Here is an 18,522-nt window from a genome sequence, read left to right as displayed (position 1 = left end):
GGGTGAGTCTTTCAAGGTATGACGATGCTTTTTAAGGTAAAATATCCTACTCGATAGAGGGCGAAATCGATGGCGCAAGCGACCACCAGCGCGGCAGCAGTTGCTTGACCTTGCTGTCGCCAAACCGGTCATCGATCAACATCACCACCCCTTGATCCTGTTGGGTGCGGATGACTCGTCCTGCCGCCTGAACCACTTTCTGCACGCCGGGAAACAGGTAGGTGTAGTCATAACCGGCACCGAAAATCGCTGCCATCCGATGTTTCAGCTGTTCATTGACCGGGTTGAGTTGCGCCAGTCCGAGGGTGGCGATAAATGCGCCGATCAACCGGGCCCCAGGCAAGTCGATGCCTTCGCCAAACGCACCGCCCAGCACCGCGAAGCCGATCCCCTGGCTGTGCGCGGTGAACTGATCGAGAAAATCCTGACGCTGCCCTTCCCCCATGCCTCGGGATTGCGACCACAGATTGATGTGTGGATGTGTCTCGGCCAGCAACTGTGCCACTTGCTGCAAGTAATCGAAGCTGCTGAAAAATGCCAGGTAGTTGCCGGGGCGCTGGGTGAACTGGCTGGCAATCAGTTCGACGATCGGCGCCAGAGAAGACTGTCGATGGACAAACCGAGTGGAAATCCGGCTGACGATATGGACCTCCAACTGGTCGGCGTGAAACGGTGACTCGACGTCGATCCAAACCGTATTCGCTGGCGTTCCGAGGAGATCCCCGTAGTAATGGCGCGGACTCAAGGTCGCGGAAAACAGCACAGTGCTGCGTGCCGCCGTCAGGCGCGGACGGATGAAACCGGCGGGCACCACGTTGCGCAGGCATAACTGTGAGAGGTTGCGCTTGCGGTCCAGGTCGCGCTTGCTGATGTCGAACAGGAACTGTTCGTCGAAGAGTTCGGCAACCCGGCAGAATTGCAGCATGTCGAAATAGAATTTTTGTAAGGCGCTGTCCAGGCCCTGAGGATGATCGTTGAGGAAATCGCCGATGCTCGCGCTGCATGACGACAAGGCCTGGAGCAGTTTCTCCGGGGGTTTGTCGTACGCCTGATAAGTTGCGAGTTGCAGGTCATGCAGGGCGTTCCACTCACGATTGACCCGCTGCAGGGCTTTCTTCAACGGCTGGGGCGCGGTTTCACGAACGCTGTTGAGCGTCGACTGGTCAAGGCTGGCGCTGTACATCTGCCGCCCGCGTTCCACCAGATTGTGGGCTTCGTCGACCAGTACCGCGACTTTCCAGTTGTTGGCCTGGGCCAGCCCGAACAACAGCGCGCTGAAATCAAAATAGTAGTTGTAGTCAGCAACCACCACGTCGGCCCAACGGGCCATTTCCTGGCTCAGGTAGTAAGGGCAGACGGTGTGCTTCAGCGCCACCTCGCGCAAGGCGTTCTGGTTCAAAAGGGTCAGCTCGCTGGCGGCTTGGCGAGCGGCCGGCAAGCGGTCGTAGAAACCTTGGGCCAACGGGCAGGATTCGCCATGGCAGGCCTTGTCCGGATGCTCGCAGGCCTTGTCACGGGCGATCATTTCCAGGACGCGCAACGGCGGCGTAGCGGCGCTGTCGAGAATGACCTGCGCCGCATCGAGCGCGAGTTTGCGCCCGGGGGTTTTCGCCGTGAGGAAAAACACCTTGTCCAGCTGCTGCGGCGCCAGAGCCTTGAGCATCGGAAACAGCGTGCCGACGGTTTTGCCGATGCCGGTCGGCGCCTGAGCCATCAGGCAACGTCCAGTGCTGACGGCCTTGAACACTGATTCCGCCAGATGGCGTTGCCCCGGACGAAAGTCGGCATGGGGAAACGCCAGTTGCTGCGCCGCGCCGTTGCGCGCCTCGCGATGGGCCATTTCCTGTTCCGCCCAACGCAGGAACAGCCGGCAATGGTGTTCGAAGAACCCTTTCAATGCTTCAGCGCTGAAGGCCTCGACCAGACAGGTTTCCTTTTCGCTGACAATGTCGAAGTACACCAGCGCCAGGTTGATCTGGGCCAGGTCCAGTTTCTGACACATCAACCAGCCGTAGACCTTGGCCTGCGCCCAGTGCAGTTGACGATGGTTGGCCGGTTGCTTGCTCAGGTCGCCGCGGTAGGTTTTGACTTCTTCCAGGCAGTTTTGCGCCGGGTCGTAGCCGTCCGCCCTGCCCTTGACCTTCAACGTTTGATACAGGCCTTCAAGCGCGACTTCGCTCTGATAGCCGTCGCTGCGCCGGGACGCCACCGTCCGGTGGCCGACGATGCCTTCCAGCGCAGTCGGCGATGGCGTGAAGCGCAGGTCGAGGTCGCCGACTTTGGCGGTGAACTCACACAACGCCCGCACCGCGATGCCATAGCTCAAGCGCCTTGCTCCGCCCATTGTACGTAACAGACGGCAACGGGCATCTGGTGTTCATGGCAGAACTCGAGCCAGCGCAACTGGTTGTCTTGCAGGCGATCGCCCGGGCCTTTGACTTCGATCATGCGGTAGGTCTTGTGTTGCGGCCAGAACTGGATCAGGTCCGGCATGCCGGCGCGGTTGGCCTTGATGTCCAGCAGCAAACGGTTGAACCAGTGTTTGAGGTGCTCGGCTGGCAGGCAATCGAGTGCCTGTTCAAGCAACTCCTCGCTCAACGCGCCCCAGAACACGAAGGGCGATTGCACGCCCCGCTTGGCGGCATAGCGTTCCCGGATCGTCTGGTGGTAACGCCCATCATCGAGCTCGGTGAGGCAGGCCTGAAACAGATCAGCCCGACGCGCATGGAAATCCTCATAATGCAAATCCACAGGCCCACGCTGGAACGGGTGGAAAAACGCCCCCGGCAAGGGCGCGAAGATCGCCGGCCAGCACAGCAACCCGAACAGCGAGTTGATCAGGCTGTTTTCGACGTAATGCACCGGCGCCGAATCCTCCGCCAAATGTGCCTGTACGTAAAACTCCACCGACAGCGCAGGATCGGTTCTGGGCAGGTGCAGATCCAGACGCAGCATTTCTCTTGGGGAAGAGCGTTTCACTGGCGGCCCGCCGAGTTTGCGCCGCAGCCTGGGCAACACACGCAGCAGTTGCTGTTGTTCAGCAGCACTTTCCGGCGATTGGCCAGCAACCGTGGCGAGGTCCATGGCCAGTTGATACTCGCCGCAGCGCTCCAGCACACGAATCAACCGCGACCTCGCACCGGGCCAGGTACAGTCGCGGTAGATGATCAATGCATTGGAGAAATCCGCCATGCGTTCGCAGTGCTGACCGATCTGGAACAACAGCTTGCCGCGCCGTTTCTGCAACCAGGGGTTAGTCAGTGTCAGCCCGTTGATCTGCTCGACAATGTACGCCACTGCCTCTCCGGCCTCGAACTGCTGCTGGCATTCGTGGAGAAACAGACAGGCATCCACATCCACGCGACTGCGCAAGCCCCGGGATTCGGCGCAGAACTCGACTTTTTCGTAGGTAAAGATGCCGAGGTCGGCCAACACGAATTCCGACCAGTCCTGATAAAGATTGCCAAAGAACATCAGGCGCAGACGATCACACAGGCTCATGATGGTCAGGCTGAACAACCGGTCCTGCAAGGGTGCGCACCAATGGGTAAAGCTGAAAGCGTCGGGAAACCGCGAGCTAAGGGCCGCAAGCCAGTCGGCCTTTTTGCCTTTGGGCTGTTCAATGGCGGTGCCGAAGCACTGCACGATTTCCGCTTTGAGCAACACATCGAACAACGTTTCGAGTGACAACGGCGACTGCTCATCGATCCAGCCCAGTGCCAGCAATGGCTTGGCGGCGCTGGCGATGTCGCCAATCTCCAGATAATGCAGTTTGCTCGCCCGAAAGTGAATTCCCCTGCGCATCACCATGCGCACCAGCAACGCCCTGGATTCCCGGGGCAACCGTTTGAACTCACGGATGAAGCCTTGCTCCTCGATAGTCAACACATCGGCATAGCGGTGCTTAAGCCAATCAAGCACTTGCATGAAGTTGTTCAAGTAATAGAGCGGATCGTTGAGCGGATTAGGGGTCACAGGAAAAAGGGCCATGGCAAACAAGTACTGGTTATGCGTACAGATACCAGCAACGTCCTGCCTGGTGCAAACGGAAAAGGATAAGCGGCGGCGCGATTCCGAAGTTTTTCGGCCCCCCCGTCGAACTTTCCGCTGATCCGTTGTACCAACCGCCTTAGAGGTACAGTGACGATTGAAGGATTTGCAGCAGTCGCGCTTTTTTTTTGGAGGATGTGAGGTGGTTATGAATATCAAGACTCTAGGTTTGTCGCTGGCAGTGGCGGCCTCTCTGGCCCTCGCCGGTTGCTCAACGCCAACGTTGGTGACGCTGCAGAACGGCACTCAGTATTTGACCAAGGACATGCCGAAAGCCGATACCAAGGATGGCTTTTACGAGTTCGAAGATATTTCCGGAGCGAAAGTGAGGGTCAAGGCCGATGATGTGGCCACGGTGCGCAAGGAAGATTGAGGACCGCGTTATCGTTCTTCGCGAGCAAGCCCGCTCCCACAAGATTGGCGTATATCCTGTGGGAGCCTGCTCGCGAAGAGGCCATTGCAAGCTCCGAATCAACTTCGGGAAATGATAATCCCCGCTCCAGGAAGGCTGTCCCGCTACCCCAACCGGCGTTATCGTTCCTCCCGAGCCCTCCTCGATGTGGCAGGTTTCGCACACTGCCTTAAACTGCGATACAGCCCATGTAAACGAATGACGATGCATGATTTCCCTTGCACCACGGGCCTCACGAAATGATCCGGGTGAAGCCGACATGAAAATGGTCACGCCCTTTTTGGCCGCTCTCATCGCCGCCAGCGCGTGTGCGGCAACGAGCATTTGTACGAATGCCGAGACTTCTACGGTCCTGGCAACCAGCTTCGATTGCGCCACGGCCAGCGCAGCCGTCGAGAAGCTGATCTGCCGCACCCCACAACTGAAGCAGATGGATATTGAACTGACGCGCCTGTATCGCTTGGCGCTAACGGACGATCATTCGGTGCCGCGTCCTGACAAAGTAGAGATCGAACAGCGGTTCTGGGTCGACACCCGCAATCAGTGCTCTGCCGAGGCAGATCCCAAGGCCTGCACGATCCGCAGTTATGCCGAGCGTTCGCACCAGCTTCGTCAGGGCTCGGCGATTGCGCGAACCAAGGATCCGAGCAGACTCACCGATGGCCCGGTAGCCTTTCAGTGCGCAGGGTTCAACGCGTTGATTGCCGCCACTTTCTTCAATGTCGAGCCCCGTGTCGCGTACCTGAAATGGGCGAATACCTCTGTCACCCTGATTCAGGTGCCGAATGATTCCGCAACCCAATACAACGGCAAGGATTACCGGGGAAACTACAGCTTCTGGCAAAACGGCAACGAAGCTTTTTTCCAGATGCCGGGATCGGGGCAATTGAGTTGTACGGTCGAGCCGACCGGCTGATCGCGCAACGGGACACCCTGTCCCGCTGGCCCGATCCTGCCTGTTAGCTGCCGGTGCGAATCTTGTTCCACACCCGCGTCCGAATCCGGTCAATGTTCAGTGGCATCGCTTCCAGCGCAAACAATTTCCCCATCATTTCCGCGCTCGGATAGACCTTGGTGTCATTCTTGATCGCGGGGTCGATCAGGCTGTCCGCCTGTTCGTTGCCGTTGGCGTAATGCACGTAGTTACTGATGCTGGCCATGACGTCCGGGCGCAACAGGTAGTTCATGAAGGCGTAACCGGCTTTCTCGTCCGGGGCATCGACAGGCATGGAGACCATGTCGAACCAGATGGCGGCACCTTCCTTGGGAATCGCATAGCCGATATCCACACCGTTCCTGGCTTCCTTGGCGCGGTTTTCAGCTTGCAGGATGTCGCCGGAGAAACCGACCGCCACGCAGATGTCACCGTTGGCAAGGTCACTGGTGTACTTGGACGAGTGGAAATAACTGACGTAAGGCCGGACTTTCATCAGCAGTGCTTCAGCCTTTTTGTAATCTTCCGGGCTCTTGCTGTGATGCGGCAGGCCCAGGTAATTCAACGCGGCCGGGAGCAATTCCGGGCCATTGTCGAGGATCGCCACGCCGCACTTCTGCAGTTTTGCCATGTTCTCGGGCTTGAAGATCAGGTCCCAGGAATCCACGGGCGCGTTTTCACCTAACACGGCTTTGACCTTGGCGATGTTGTAGCCAATACCGGTGCTGCCCCAGAGGTAAGGGAAACCATGCTCGTTGCCCGAGTCGTTGGTCTGTAGCGCTTTGAGCAACACCGGGTTGAGGTTCTTCCAGTTCGGCAACTGGCTCTTGTCGAGCTTTTTCAGCGCACCGCCCTGAATCTGCCGGGCCATGAAGTGGTTGGACGGGAACACCACGTCGTAGCCGGATTTACCGGTCATCAACTTGCCGTCGAGGGTTTCGTTGCTGTCGTAGACGTCGTAGCTGAAACCGATGCCGGTTTCTGTCTGGAAGTTTTTGGTGGTGTCCGGTGCGATGTAGTCAGACCAGTTGTAGATCTTGACGGTCTCGGCTGCGTGACTGAGGGACACGACCAGCGCCAGTGGCGCCAGTGCCAGGTTCTTTCGGATCATGAGTGGAGTCCTGTGTGGGTTGTTTTTCTTTTTATTGAAGGGCTGGCAGGCAATCAGAGGATCAAAAAATCAAGACGTAGGTCTTGCGTACGGTTTCCTGGATGTCCCAGATACCGAGGCTGTTGGCTGGCAACATCAGTGCGTCGCCGGCTTCTATGTAAAGGGTTTCACCGTCGTCCGGGGTGAAGGTGCAGCGCCCTTGGATGAAGTGACAGAATTCCTGGGCAACGATCTGTCGGCGCCAGCGGCCGGGGGTGCATTCCCAGACCCCGGTTTCGACGCCATCGTCGCGTTCGACGCTGGTGGTGGACGCCACCGCCACGGGAGTGCCCAGCGGTACGGCGACCGGGTTCGACTCGTCCAGTTTCAGGGTGGCTGTGTTCTTGAATTGCGTGATGCTCATGGGAGTACCTATTACGTAGAAAACGCCGATTACTGCATGAAACCTTCCATGAAACCGGCGACCCGGCTGGCCAGCTTGCGTCGCCAAGGTGCGGTGGCCGGATTGGCCAGGGTCTGGTCTTCGTGGACGAAGCTGCGGATGATCGCGTTGTAGCCGAGCCAGCGGCAGGGTTCCGGTTCCCAGGCCTTGAGCGCGTCGAGACCGCCTTGAGGGATGACCCATGGCTGGTGAACCAGCGCGGTGTCCCGTTGCAGGATCAGATCGGCCAGGGTTCGTCCGCCCAGGTTGCTGGCGCCGACGCCCTCCCCGCCATACCCGCCAGAAATCGCAATGCCGCTGGCCTGATCACACAGCATGTGCGGCTTGAACCGCCGGGACATGCCCAGGTTGCCGCCCCAGCCGTGGGTGATGCGCACGTTCTTCAGTTGCGGAAAGAGCTCGCCAAACAGGTAACGGCGCAGCTCTACTTCGCTGGTGGTCAGATCGAAGTCATGGCGCAGTTTGCCGGCGAACTGATAGCCGCCCCGTGCACCGAACACCAGGCGGTTATCCGCCGTCCGCTGACCGTAAGTGACTTGACGGCTGCTTTCACCGAACGCTTGGCCTCGACTCAGGCCGATTTCGTCCCAAGTAGCGGCTGACAACGGTTCGGTGGCGACGATCAGGCTCTGCACCGGCAACTGATAACGACCCAGCGGTGGCAAGGTGGCCGCGTAACCTTCTACCGCCGGAACTATCCAGCGACTGCGCACTGCGGCTTTCGCCGTGCGCAGGCTGCCCGATTGCCAGTGGGTAACCGGACTGGTCTCGTAAATCCGGACACCCATGCGCTCCACCGTCCGGGCCAGGCCTCTTACCAACTTTGCCGGGTGAAGGGTCGCCACGTGTGGGGCATAGATACCGCCATAAGGTTTGGCAATTCTGATCTGTTGCGCCAACTGCTCCGGGCTGAGCCAGCGGTAATCGCTTTCGGTCAGGCCCTGGTGATAGAGCTTGTCCAGATAGTGGCGCAGGCTGGCTTCCTGTTCCGGATACCGCGCCGCGCAATACAGCGCCCCGCCTTTACGAAAGTCGCAGTCGATGTGTTCACGTTCGAGGACGATCTCGACTTCATCCGGAATACTGTGGAGGAGATCGTAAGAGGCGCGGCGCTGTTCGGCCGGTAGATTTGCCAGCAGGCGGTCTTCGCCGAGGATGTTGCCCATCAGCCAGCCGCCGTTGCGTCCCGAGGCCCCAAAACCGGCGGTCTGCGCTTCGATGATGGCGATGTCCAGGCCCGGCGCCAGGCGTTTGAGGTAGTACGCGGTCCAGAGGCCGGTGTATCCCGCGCCAATGATGGCGACGTCGATGTCCAGATCCTGCTCCAGCGACGGACGCGCCAGCAATGGCTCGTCGAGCTGGTCCATCCACAAACTGATTTTGCGCCACGCCGGCATGCAAGACTCCGCCACTCAAGTTTCGATGGCGTTGATCCTAGTGCGTGGGCTCAGAGGCTGTCTTGCGCGCGTGCACGCAAAGAAATTTGTTTGGCGTAGGCCTTCGGCGACAGGCCGGTGTGCTGACGGAAACAGCTGTAGAACGCCGATAGCGAATTGAAACCGGCGGCAAACGCCAGTTCATCGATTCGCTGCGGCGGCGCGACGGTGTCCAGCGCTACGAGCAGATGCTGCAACCGTGCCTGGTTAACGTAGCGATAGAAACTCTGGCCCAGCACCTGATTCAGCAGGTAGGAAATCTGATTGCGACTGTAGCCGCACTCCTTCGCCACCCGTTGCAGGTCGAGTTCGGGATCCAGATAGGGTTGTTGACGCTGGAAATACTGTTGCAGGTCCTCAGCCATGAAACTCAACTGACGCGGCGATAACCCGAGTCGGCTGGCGGCAGGACGCTGATCGTGGGCGGTTTTACTGACAGGTCGTTCATGCACCAGCGAGGCGTACTCATTGACTCGCCAGATCAGCCCATCGCGCACGGTAATCGCTTCACTGGCGCGAAATGACACCAACCCTTCACCGCCGCGCAGGGTGATGCGGTATTGAATGAATGCCGTATTGCCGTCCAGCCGAATGCGGTCCGAGTGTTCGAGCGCTTCATCGGGGTCGCGCGGCATGCTGCTGCGCACGTACTCGCGCAACTCGTCCAGCCCCATCACGCGGTTCTGGAAAAAGTCGTTGTACTGAACATCCGGGTGATATAGCGCCATGACCCCGTCCAGGTCCCGGTGTTTCCAGTGCAAGTGATAGCGCATGACCGTCTCGCTCGTGGCCTGGGTTTGCAGCGGACCATCATCATCGGCGGGCATAGAGGTCTCGATGAAAAAATGTGAGCTTGCCGAAATTCAGCCCTGGCTTCAACGTTGATCCAATACTGGCCCTTCGCCTAATTTGCGTGATGCTGTGACCTGAATCAAAAAAAACTCAACCAATCGCTAAACGGCCTGAAAAATCCACATTAATTTCACATCCAGATGCTACTTTTAAGGTCAGTCACCGGTTGAGCCATTGAAGGCTCTTCCCTCCTAACATGAGCTAACGGAAGCGCTCGATGAAGAAGGCGGGCAACATATGAATAAAGGGTTCAGTAAGGTCACCTTTCCAAACGCCTGCCAGCTGATGCGCTGGCATTTTCATCCCATGGGTTTTGAGGCGACTATGGACGCACCGGGCAGCATGATCGCCCGTCTGTTTGACCGCGCCAGTGGCGAGACCATGATCGCCATCGCCGGTATCCCGTGTGCAACGGTCATGAATGCCGCGGATGTGGAACGAATAATCGAAGCGGTGGAGGATGAGCTTGAGTCTTTCATCCCGCCGGCGGCCCTCAGGAGTTATGCCTGAAGGTTGAGCCGCATCCGAACACTAAAAAGCCCACTTCCTGTGGGCTTTTTAGTGTTCGGCATCAAAGTGCTCTACTCATCCTGTGATCGGCAAAAAAAGCTTTGTCCTTGCCAATCCGATCGGAAGCCTTGGGCATGTTCACGGCCTGACTGTCCTGGCCGTCGACATACCAGTAACAATGGTTCACCGCCCGTGTAATGCCGACATACGCCAGCCGCAATATTTCGTCTTTCTGTGCGTTGTCATAAGCATCGTTGTCGCCAGCCTTGCCAAGACCTGCCAGACGGTAGACCTGATTCTTGTAAGGCGAGCTGGTCAGGTGCTGACAATCACCCAGCAAGAATACGGCATCAGCCTGAAGGCCTTTGGCACTGTGATAGGTCAGTTGCTTCAGGCGTCGCGCTTCATACGGCAAGCTAGAATCGGCGTTAACTACAGGCTTAATATGTAATTCAATCAATGCCTTATCGCTACTTTTTCGATAAAGCATCAAGATCGAATCACCCTTTCTGTAATGTTCCATCAGGCGTTTGGCCATACCCTGATCATCCCGATCCAGCACATTGACGGGAAGCAGTGATCGGGACTCGCCGCTCGCCCTGGCCTTTTTCCCGGCGATAGCCGGTGCGGCGCGGACGATATGTTCGGCGGCATCGATGATGTGCTGATGGCTGCGATAGTTGTCGCTTAGCATGACCCTGGTCGTGCTCGGCGACGGGAATTCCTTGTTGAACTCCATGAAGTACGTGGGTGAACTGCCGCGCCATCCATAAATGGACTGCCAATCATCGCCCACGCAAAGCAGTGACGAGCGCTGAGCGCCGCGACCGATGTGCATGGCCGGGCCACGACTGCGAATTTCTGCCAGGCTGGCCCGAATCCATGAAACGATCTGCGGCGATACGTCTTGAAATTCGTCGATCATCAAGTGCGAAAGTGGCCGCAGCAATTCATCATTCAGCAGTTTCTGGTTTTCCGGGGAGTGTTCGCTGAACAAGGCAAACATGCGGTTGTAGGTCATTACTGGCGGCTTCTGATCCAGCAGATGATCTTCCAGGGCACGCCAGTAAAGGCTCAGGGCTTCGAAGAAAAAGCGGTCCGGGTCGTCCTTGGCGAAACTCATCTGGCCAACCGCGCCAGGAACATCCAGACCCAGGTTCTCGATAAACCCGGCCGCCGCAACGAAACAGTCGAGCAATGGCGCGGAACCGAGTTCGCCTTTGACCTTGTAATCAAACCCCGGCCCCGCGCTGGCATCCCCCGCCAGCGAGGCCAAAACTCGTTTTGAAGATTCATAACTGTCTAGCCATATCAACGGTTTACGACAGAAAGCTTGAAACAGGGTGCGCTTAACTGCCCACTCTGCGCGGACGCTGAGCTTGGCATTCGGGCGACTGACTTGCGGGTTTTCCCGCGGATCGAATCCCAGCACCACCCAGGCGTCCAGGCTCGGAATATAGCCATGGCAGTGAAAGGTCGAGCCATTGATATCGAACGACTGACGATTGGCTTCGATACCCTTGAGCGGCCAGGCACCGGCGCGAAACCACAAATCCTCGATTAAATCGCACAGTTCTTCATCACGCTTGGCGGCCAGCTCGGTCACGGCCATGCGCTTTTGCACGTCCGGGTGATCGCGTTCCAGTTCCTTGAGCTGCAGCGCATGACGAGAGAGAGGCTTGATCAGCTCGCGGAATCGTTGATCGCGGGTGTGAAGGTTGTGATAACAGACATTGAGTTGCTGACGCTGGGCGTCATTGATACGCAAATCGAAAGGGTTGCTGTCGGCGTCCTCATCACCATTTTGCGGGCGGTGACTGAGGTTTTCGAAGGCTTGCAGCCTCTCAAAGCCTGGCAGACTGCGCACCATCGGCAGGATTCGCGAGTGGAAGGTGCGCACCAGGTCCCGCGCTTCTTTAAAGCTGAGTGCCTGGCCCCAGAGTGTAAACATCTCGACCAGCTTATTGATGAAATCCTTGCGCGACTCACGCGTAAACGTCACTACGGTCATAGAATCGAGTTCGAATCCCAGATAGTGGGTCAGCAGTAAAATGCGCAGCACCAGCGTAGTGGACTTGCCCGCGCCGGCACCAGCGATGACCGACGTCGATGGTGTGTCACTGAAAATCATCTTCCACTGTGCGGCACTGGGCTGAGCATGAGGTGGCAGTAACCGGGCGACGTCGGCCTTCATGCGCTTTTTCAACTCAGCGTTCAGTGGCAGGCGCCAATCGTCGAACAGGTTGGCATCGACGCTGGGTGGGCGGTGCTCGGTCGAGCGCGAGTCGCGAATCAGCAGTACCTGCCGACCTTCCTCCAGGCCCTCGAGCTTGCCCTCCTTATAGCCGTAGTCCACCCCGGCGCTGTGACCGCTGCGAAAACCATCCGCCTGGCCATGCAGCCAGGACGCACGGTGTTGCGCATGCAACCTGGTCAATCCATGGCCAAAGAACCGGGCAGCGAGGCGCTTGAGCAGCGGCATCTCGGTCAGGGGACGAAGTTCAGGAGGAAGATCGGGGGTGTGTTGCGGCACGCGGGCTGACTCCAGGGTGTGAGGCTGTTGAGGGCTATGGTGTCTGTATTTGCCGTTCAGTTCTACTGAAATGCTTACAGGTCATTGGCTTATGTAATGAACTGAACGCTGGATGAGAATGTTTCGAGGTTATTTGAGATCAAATTTATCGATGATATCGAGGCATTTTTTACGCTTTTTATCGATCAGTACCTGTTGGATGATGCTCGCCATCAATTACCCTTTCAGGAGACGATCATGCTCGAACTCAGACCTTTCAACTCCCTGGGCGGCGCCCACCATGGCTGGTTGGATGCTCATCACCATTTTTCGTTCGCTGAGTACCACGACCCCAAACGCATGAACTGGGGCAATCTGCGAGTGTGGAACGACGATGTGATTGCCTCTGGCACCGGTTTCCCGAAACATCCGCACCGGGACATGGAGATCATCACCTACGTTCGTGAAGGCGCGATTACCCACGAAGACAACCTTGGCAACAAGGGCCGCACCGAAGCGGGCGACGTTCAGGTCATGAGCGCCGGTACCGGGATCGCCCACAGCGAGTACAACCTGGAAGCGACCGAAACCAGGATCTTCCAGATCTGGATCATCCCGAACGAAACCGGCCTGGCACCGTCGTGGGGCGCCAAGCCGTTCCCTAAAGGTCAGCGCGAAGGTTTTGTGACACTGGCCAGCGGCAAGAGCGGCGACGACCAAAGCCTGCGGATTCGTGCGGATGCGCGACTGGTGGCGGCAAACCTGAAGGCCGGCGAGTCTGCCGAATATCGGCTGGACAACGGCCGTCGTGCTTACCTGGTGCCGGCCACGGGCGTCATTGAAGTCAATGGGTTGCGTGCACAAGCTCGAGACGGTGTAGCGGTGGCCGATGAGCAGGTGTTGCGGGTGACGGCGGTTGAAGACAGTGAGATTGTTTTGGTGGACCTGGCTTGATTGGGTAAATGCAGGGCCAAAAAAAGGGGCGGCCGGAAATGGTCGCCCCTTTTTTCATAGATGTTGGTGACTGTGCTGACGCTATCGCGAGCAAGCTCGCTCCCACAGGGTTTTGCGCAATCCTTGTGGGAGCGAGCTTGCTCGCGATGAGGGCCCTGAATCAATTCGCAGAAATAGCGCCATCCACCAGGGTCTGGGCTTCAGCGACCAACTGCTTCAGATGCTCGTCACTGACGAAACTCTCGGCGTAGATCTTGTAGATATCCTCCGTGCCCGACGGACGCGCCGCAAACCAGCCGTTCTCGGTCATGACTTTCAGCCCGCCGATGGCCTGGTCGTTGCCCGGCGCATGGCTGAGGATGCTCTGGATTTCTTCGCCCGCCAATTGGGTCGAGGTGACCTGGTCCGGCGACAACTTGCTCAGCAGCGCTTTTTGTTGCGGATTGGCCTTGGCATCGACGCGCACCGAGAACGGTTCGCCCAGTTCGTCGGTCAACGCGCGGTACGCCTGGCTTGGGTCACGACCGGTACGAGCGGTCATTTCTGCAGCCAGCAGCGCCGGGATCAAACCGTCTTTGTCGGTACTCCAGACACCGCCGTCCTTGCGCAGGAACGAGGCACCAGCACTTTCTTCGCCACCAAAACCCAGCGAACCGTCGAACAAACCGTCCGCAAACCATTTGAAGCCCACTGGCACTTCGTACAGACGACGGCCCAGGCGCCTGGCTACGCGATCAATCAAACCGCTGCTGACCACAGTTTTGCCCACGGCCGCATCGGCGCGCCATAGCGGACGGTTCTGGAACAGGTAGTCGATCGATACCGCCAGGTAACTGTTCGGAGCGAGCAACCCACCCGACGGAGTCACGATGCCATGGCGGTCGTGATCCGGATCGCAGGCGAACGCCACGTCGAAGCGCTCTTTCAGGCCGATCAGACCTTGCATGGCGTGACTGGATGACGGGTCCATGCGGATCTGGCCATCCCAGTCGACCGTCATGAAACGGAAAGTCGGGTCGACCTGCTTGTTCACCACTTCCAGATCCAGCTTGTAATGCTCGGCAATCGCCGACCAGTAGCGAACCCCCGCTCCGCCCAGCGGATCAACGCCCAGACGCAGCTTTGCCTCGCGAATGGCATCGAAGTCGATCACGTTGATCAGGTCGGCCACATAGGTGTTGAGGTAATCATGACGATGGGTGGTGCTGACCTTCAGCGCCTGTTCGTAGCTGATGCGTTTGACGCCGGCGAGCTTGTTGCCCAGCAGTTCGTTGGCCTTGGCTTCGATCCACTTGGTGATGTGGGTATCGGCCGGGCCTCCGTTGGTAGGGTTGTATTTGTAGCCACCGCTTTGCGGCGGGTTGTGGGACGGCGTGATCACGATACCGTCCGCCAGCCCGGAAGTGCGGCCGCGGTTGTAGCAGAGAATGGCGTGGGAAATAGCCGGTGTCGGGGTGTATTCGTCACCCTCGGCGATCATCACCGTTACCCCGTTGGCCGCCAGCACTTCGAGGGCGCTGGCGCCAGCCGGGGTGGACAGCGCGTGGGTATCGATGCCGACAAACAGTGGCCCGTCGATACCCTGGGCTTCGCGGTACAGGCAAATGGCCTGGCTGATCGCCAGGACGTGCCATTCGTTGAAACTCAGGTCGAACGAGCTGCCTCGGTGCCCGGACGTGCCGAAGGCGACGCGCTGGGTGGAGATGGCGGCATCGGGCTGGCCGGTGTAATAGGCCGTGACCAGTCGCGGGATGTCGACCAACAATTCTGCCGGTGCCGGTTTGCCCGCAAAAGGACTGAGTGTCATGCAAAACCTCTGGAATAGAGTGGTTCAGGAATAGGATCGCAGTTTACTGGCAGTTTGACCGCAACGCGATGGGATCGATCCACGGACGCCCAGGATGTTTCGGACGAAATTCAGTCCATCGACTCCAACCGCAAGGCGTCCCCCAGCAGGCTCAACGCAGCACCGATGTCATGATCTCCACCGAAGGCGTGACTCAGGCGCAAGTGCTGCGTGTACAGACCCTGCAGACTGAACAGCTCCCCCGGCGCAATCACCACGTGATGCTTGAGCAAACGCTGGAACACTCGACGCATATCGACCTGACGCAGTGAGCGTGCCCAGATCGTCGCCGCACCCTGCGGCTCGACGACATGCAGGGCGTCGCCCAGACGCTCCCGCAATATCTGCGTCATCTGCACTTTACGATCCTTGAGCAACCTGCGAAGCACTTGAAGGTGCTGATCGATCCGGCCATTGCCGTACAAACGGGCTATGGCCTTCTGGCGAATCGGCGACAAGCGGAATGAGCGCAGCAGAAAGTGCCGCTGCAATTGCTCGCTGAAATGCCGCGAAAGCACATAGCCGTAAGGCGCTTCCGGACCGATGATTTTTTCGAACGTGGAGAACACGATCAGCCGGTCGGGGTCGAGCAGGTCGCGAAATCGCATGCCGGCAGGCTCGAATTCGAGCTCGCCGTAACAGTCGTTTTCCAACACCCAATTGCCATGCTGTTCCAGCAACTGCGCAATGGCGTGTCGATTGTCGTCAGGCGGCAGGCTGCCTCGCGGCACGCTCAACCCCGACGACAGCATCACCAGCCGCACAGGTCGGGTTTCCAGCAACTCTTTCAGCCGCTCGACGTCCAGGCTGCCATTGGCTTGCACCGGCCATTCGATCACTTGAACGTCCGCCGCCTGAAGCAGACGCAGAATCGTCCAGTCGCACGGCGACTCAACCACCACCGCTGCCTCCTTGAGCCCCAGTACAGCGATCAGGATCTCCAGTACACCGCGCAAGTCTGCGCCGATATAGACGTCATCGGCATGCCAGCAACGCACCGGCGACGTGGTGTAACGCGCCGCGAGCGCGGTGCGCAGTTCGAGTTCGCCGCAAGGTTGTGAAGCCGGTTGTGGCAGTCGCGGGTACTGGCGCAGCAGTTCGCGCTCGAGCAGCAACAGCGGACTGTCGAGGGGCTGCAGCAGCGCCGGCTCATCGGCGCTGAAGACCAGCATGCCCGGGCGCCGGGCGCTGACATAGACGGTTTCGAGCAGGTCGTTGCCAATGCCGGGCATGTTGATTGAGGACACCGGCAATGCGTAATAGCCGGACTTGGCCACCGAATAGACGCGCCCTTCTTTCTCCAGCAGTGAATAAGCGTACTGAATGGTCGAGATCGATACGCCCAGCCGATTAGCCAACTGGCGCAACGATGGCAAGCGCACACTCGTGTCGCTGACCGGCTCGTTGATCAGGTGGGTCAAGTATCGGTACACCGCCTGATAGGCAAAGTCAGTCTCACGAGGTCCTTTCAACGTCCCGCCGACCATTCACCCGCCACCACTGAATCATGTTCATAGTCGGCGGCTTCGGATCGCCTGTCCGCGCCGCCGGGCTCCCGCTCAGCCACCCTGCCCTCGACGCCAGGCACCGGCCCCATGTGGTAAAGCTTGCCGATCAGGCTGACGGGCAGCCCACTGACGTCGACCATCCATTGCGCAATCTGTTCCGGAACCGCGTTACCCTGCATACCCCGGTGCAATTCAGGCATCGCGACCAGCATGCCCGGGTGGCACTGACGCAGAAAACGCTCAAGCCCGGCACCGTTTTCGACGAAAGGCGCGAAGAGCAGGCACACCAACTGCGCCTCGCTCAACCCGAGGTTTTTCTGCGCCTGCGCCGCTGCCATTGCGCGTTGATCGGACAGCCTCGCCGGGTTGCCAAAGGCCTCCACGGCTTGTTCGCACAGACGCTCTGGTAGTCGCTTGCGGCGCATCATCACCAACGCCCGCTGCAGGTATTCGGCGACGCCCGACGCATAGCTGTGACCGTGTACGAAGCACGCTTGCAACCCCCGGACGTGGGCAGAGATCGAAGGGCTGACGTATTCGTTGTCGCTAAGCTGGGCCATGAGTTCTTCAGGTTGAAAACCCAGAAACTCGGTGAGCAGCGGCCATCGCTCTTCCCGGTGGCTGACCAGCATGTCGTGAATGTCAATGAACGTGGCGCGACGGCAGGCTTCAAACTGTTCGGCCGGACGCCATTGCGCCGCGTCTTGCCCGGCATAAAACTCGCGGTAGCAATCGCTGCCGAGTTCGTCGAGCACTGCAAACAGCTCTTCATAGCCTGTTCCGGGATGATTCGATGTCTTGAGCCCGGCTTTCGCGGCCGCCCGTTTCAAACCCTCGATAAACTGTTTCTGCTGACGCAGGGAATCGCCGCATATCAATGCATCGACACCGCTGTTCCACCGAGCAATCTGCCCAACGAACTCACCAGTGGCCAGATACCCGTCGTCCCATAGATCGTTCGGCACGTCCAGGGTTCGACGATGCCCCACCATCAGCATGTTGAGCCGATTGGCTTCGCGACCTGCGTCCGAAAACGGCGCCAGGTGCCTGAACGGCAAAACCTCCCGATTGTCGACCATCAATACTTCGACCCTGGGATCGTCGTAGAGGAACAATGCAGTGCAGGTGCGATGAATGTTGTCTTGAGCCGACGCGCTGGCGCCGTTCATGCGCAGTGAGGCTACGCGCAACTGAAACGTGGAAGGTGCCCTGCCAGCAAGACTCAGTTGCGCGGCGCGCAGCAGCGTCAGGGTGTAGCAACTGTCCCGGGACCCGGACTGGATGACCAGCACTTTGTAATCGCCAATGCGCTCCATGCCACCGGCGCTAACCACCAACCGCTGAATCATCAACTGCAGTGCCGTGCGTTCGGCCCGGGAAAAGAAACTCAGCAAGCGTTGCAGCATTTGCTGATAGACATAGTTCATCGCCTGGTCATGAATAAGGGTCATCTTTATTTACCTGTTACTCGTAAGTTCAATAGTGCGCAAACAACGCCACGCAATGCGCAAACCGATTGCCCGCCGACGACTGAAGTGCTGGATGTTATTGCCAAATGCTAACACTTAAGCTTTTAGTAATTATTTGAAATATCTGAACAGGGCGCCTGTCTCGGCGAAGGGCAGCACACCGCGAAGCCCCGTATTACTGGCGCTCGAAGGCTGCGATGAATATCCTAGGAAATGTCCGACAGCGTCCCACAGACATATAGCACAAGAAATAAAGAAAGAAGTCGCACATGATCGTTGGGCAGGTACGCAACGATCTACGGCTTGTCGGAAATATAATAACGATGTGCTTTTAAAAGTATCAAACCGATACCCAGCCATGACTCTTTCCTTGAGATGAAAGTAATCATTCAATTATCAGGGCTTAAATGGCGATTAGAAGATACAGATCGAGAGCAAAAACCAGTTCAGTTACTGAACTGACCCCGTCGGCAGGGTCGTCTCATG

14 protein-coding genes are annotated in these 18,522 nt (G+C 58.3%); 4 read left to right on the top strand and 10 right to left on the bottom strand.

Features of this window, described 5'->3' with window-relative positions:
* Positions 1-46: 46 nt before the first annotated feature.
* Together ACYZT9_RS13185 and ACYZT9_RS13180 are read right to left on the bottom strand one after the other, a co-directional pair.
* Complete coding sequence (locus tag ACYZT9_RS13185; RefSeq protein WP_462005916.1) at positions 47-2,326, bottom strand: ATP-dependent DNA helicase; 2,280 nt, start codon at positions 2,324-2,326, stop codon at positions 47-49.
* Positions 2,323-3,990, bottom strand: a complete 1,668-nt coding sequence (locus ACYZT9_RS13180; protein WP_462005915.1) for a VRR-NUC domain-containing protein — start codon at positions 3,988-3,990, stop codon at positions 2,323-2,325. The genes ACYZT9_RS13185 and ACYZT9_RS13180 overlap by 4 nt, the downstream gene beginning before the upstream one ends.
* 208 nt (positions 3,991-4,198) lie before the next feature.
* On the opposite strand from ACYZT9_RS13180, the gene ACYZT9_RS13175 reads away from it, so the two are divergent.
* Together ACYZT9_RS13175 and ACYZT9_RS13170 are read left to right on the top strand one after the other, a co-directional pair.
* Entirely contained in the window at positions 4,199-4,423 is a 225-nt protein-coding gene (locus ACYZT9_RS13175) for a YgdI/YgdR family lipoprotein (protein WP_462005914.1), read from the top strand.
* Positions 4,424-4,721: 298 nt separating this feature from the next.
* On the top strand, positions 4,722-5,378 hold the full coding sequence (locus ACYZT9_RS13170) for an MliC family protein (protein WP_462005913.1): 657 nt from the start codon (positions 4,722-4,724) through the stop codon (positions 5,376-5,378).
* 43 nt (positions 5,379-5,421) lie between these two features.
* Here ACYZT9_RS13170 and ACYZT9_RS13165 read toward each other — a convergent pair whose 3' ends face one another.
* The 4 genes from ACYZT9_RS13165 to ACYZT9_RS13150 all read right to left on the bottom strand — a co-directional run bounded on the left by ACYZT9_RS13165 (position 5,422) and on the right by ACYZT9_RS13150 (position 9,212).
* Complete coding sequence (locus tag ACYZT9_RS13165; RefSeq protein WP_462005912.1) at positions 5,422-6,507, bottom strand: polyamine ABC transporter substrate-binding protein; 1,086 nt, start codon at positions 6,505-6,507, stop codon at positions 5,422-5,424.
* 61 nt (positions 6,508-6,568) lie between these two features.
* Positions 6,569-6,910 carry a cupin domain-containing protein gene (locus ACYZT9_RS13160; protein WP_214383284.1) on the bottom strand — a complete coding sequence of 114 codons (342 nt, stop codon included), beginning with the start codon at positions 6,908-6,910 and terminating at the stop codon, positions 6,569-6,571.
* A 29-nt stretch (positions 6,911-6,939) separates the two neighbouring features.
* Positions 6,940-8,346: an NAD(P)/FAD-dependent oxidoreductase gene (locus ACYZT9_RS13155; protein WP_462005911.1), complete on the bottom strand. Its 1,407-nt coding sequence runs from the start codon at positions 8,344-8,346 to the stop codon at positions 6,940-6,942.
* A gap of 50 nt (positions 8,347-8,396) precedes the next feature.
* The gene (locus ACYZT9_RS13150) at positions 8,397-9,212 is read right to left on the bottom strand and encodes a helix-turn-helix domain-containing protein (RefSeq protein ID WP_462005910.1); all 816 of its coding nucleotides are present in this window, start codon (positions 9,210-9,212) and stop codon (positions 8,397-8,399) included.
* Between the two features lie 262 nt (positions 9,213-9,474).
* On the opposite strand from ACYZT9_RS13150, the gene ACYZT9_RS13145 reads away from it, so the two are divergent.
* Positions 9,475-9,747 carry a DUF1652 domain-containing protein gene (locus tag ACYZT9_RS13145; protein WP_084322959.1) on the top strand — a complete coding sequence of 91 codons (273 nt, stop codon included), beginning with the start codon at positions 9,475-9,477 and terminating at the stop codon, positions 9,745-9,747.
* 61 nt (positions 9,748-9,808) lie between these two features.
* Here the strand turns inward: ACYZT9_RS13145 and ACYZT9_RS13140 are convergent, their stop codons facing one another.
* Positions 9,809-12,280, bottom strand: coding sequence for a UvrD-helicase domain-containing protein (locus tag ACYZT9_RS13140; protein ID WP_462005909.1), 2,472 nt, complete (start codon positions 12,278-12,280; stop codon positions 9,809-9,811).
* Between the two features lie 237 nt (positions 12,281-12,517).
* Here ACYZT9_RS13140 and ACYZT9_RS13135 point away from each other — a divergent pair, with 237 nt between their 5' ends.
* Positions 12,518-13,213, top strand: a complete 696-nt coding sequence (locus ACYZT9_RS13135) for a pirin family protein (protein WP_462005908.1) — start codon at positions 12,518-12,520, stop codon at positions 13,211-13,213.
* A gap of 160 nt (positions 13,214-13,373) precedes the next feature.
* On the opposite strand, the gene pgm is transcribed toward ACYZT9_RS13135, so the two are convergent.
* The 3 genes from pgm to ACYZT9_RS13120 form a co-directional block, all read right to left on the bottom strand.
* The gene (gene pgm, locus ACYZT9_RS13130) at positions 13,374-15,020 is read right to left on the bottom strand and encodes a phosphoglucomutase (alpha-D-glucose-1,6-bisphosphate-dependent) (RefSeq protein WP_462005907.1); all 1,647 of its coding nucleotides are present in this window, start codon (positions 15,018-15,020) and stop codon (positions 13,374-13,376) included.
* A gap of 110 nt (positions 15,021-15,130) precedes the next feature.
* Positions 15,131-16,531 (bottom strand): aminotransferase-like domain-containing protein, encoded by a 1,401-nt coding sequence (locus ACYZT9_RS13125; RefSeq protein ID WP_462005906.1) that lies wholly within the window; start codon positions 16,529-16,531, stop codon positions 15,131-15,133.
* On the bottom strand, positions 16,528-18,018 hold the full coding sequence (locus ACYZT9_RS13120) for a hypothetical protein (RefSeq protein ID WP_462005905.1): 1,491 nt from the start codon (positions 18,016-18,018) through the stop codon (positions 16,528-16,530). Before ACYZT9_RS13120 ends, ACYZT9_RS13125 begins: the two co-directional genes overlap by 4 nt.
* Positions 18,019-18,522: the final 504 nt, after the last annotated feature.

This window comes from Pseudomonas sp. ZT5P21 (genome assembly GCF_054897785.1).
This window is presented reverse-complemented; position numbering and strand designations above follow the sequence as displayed.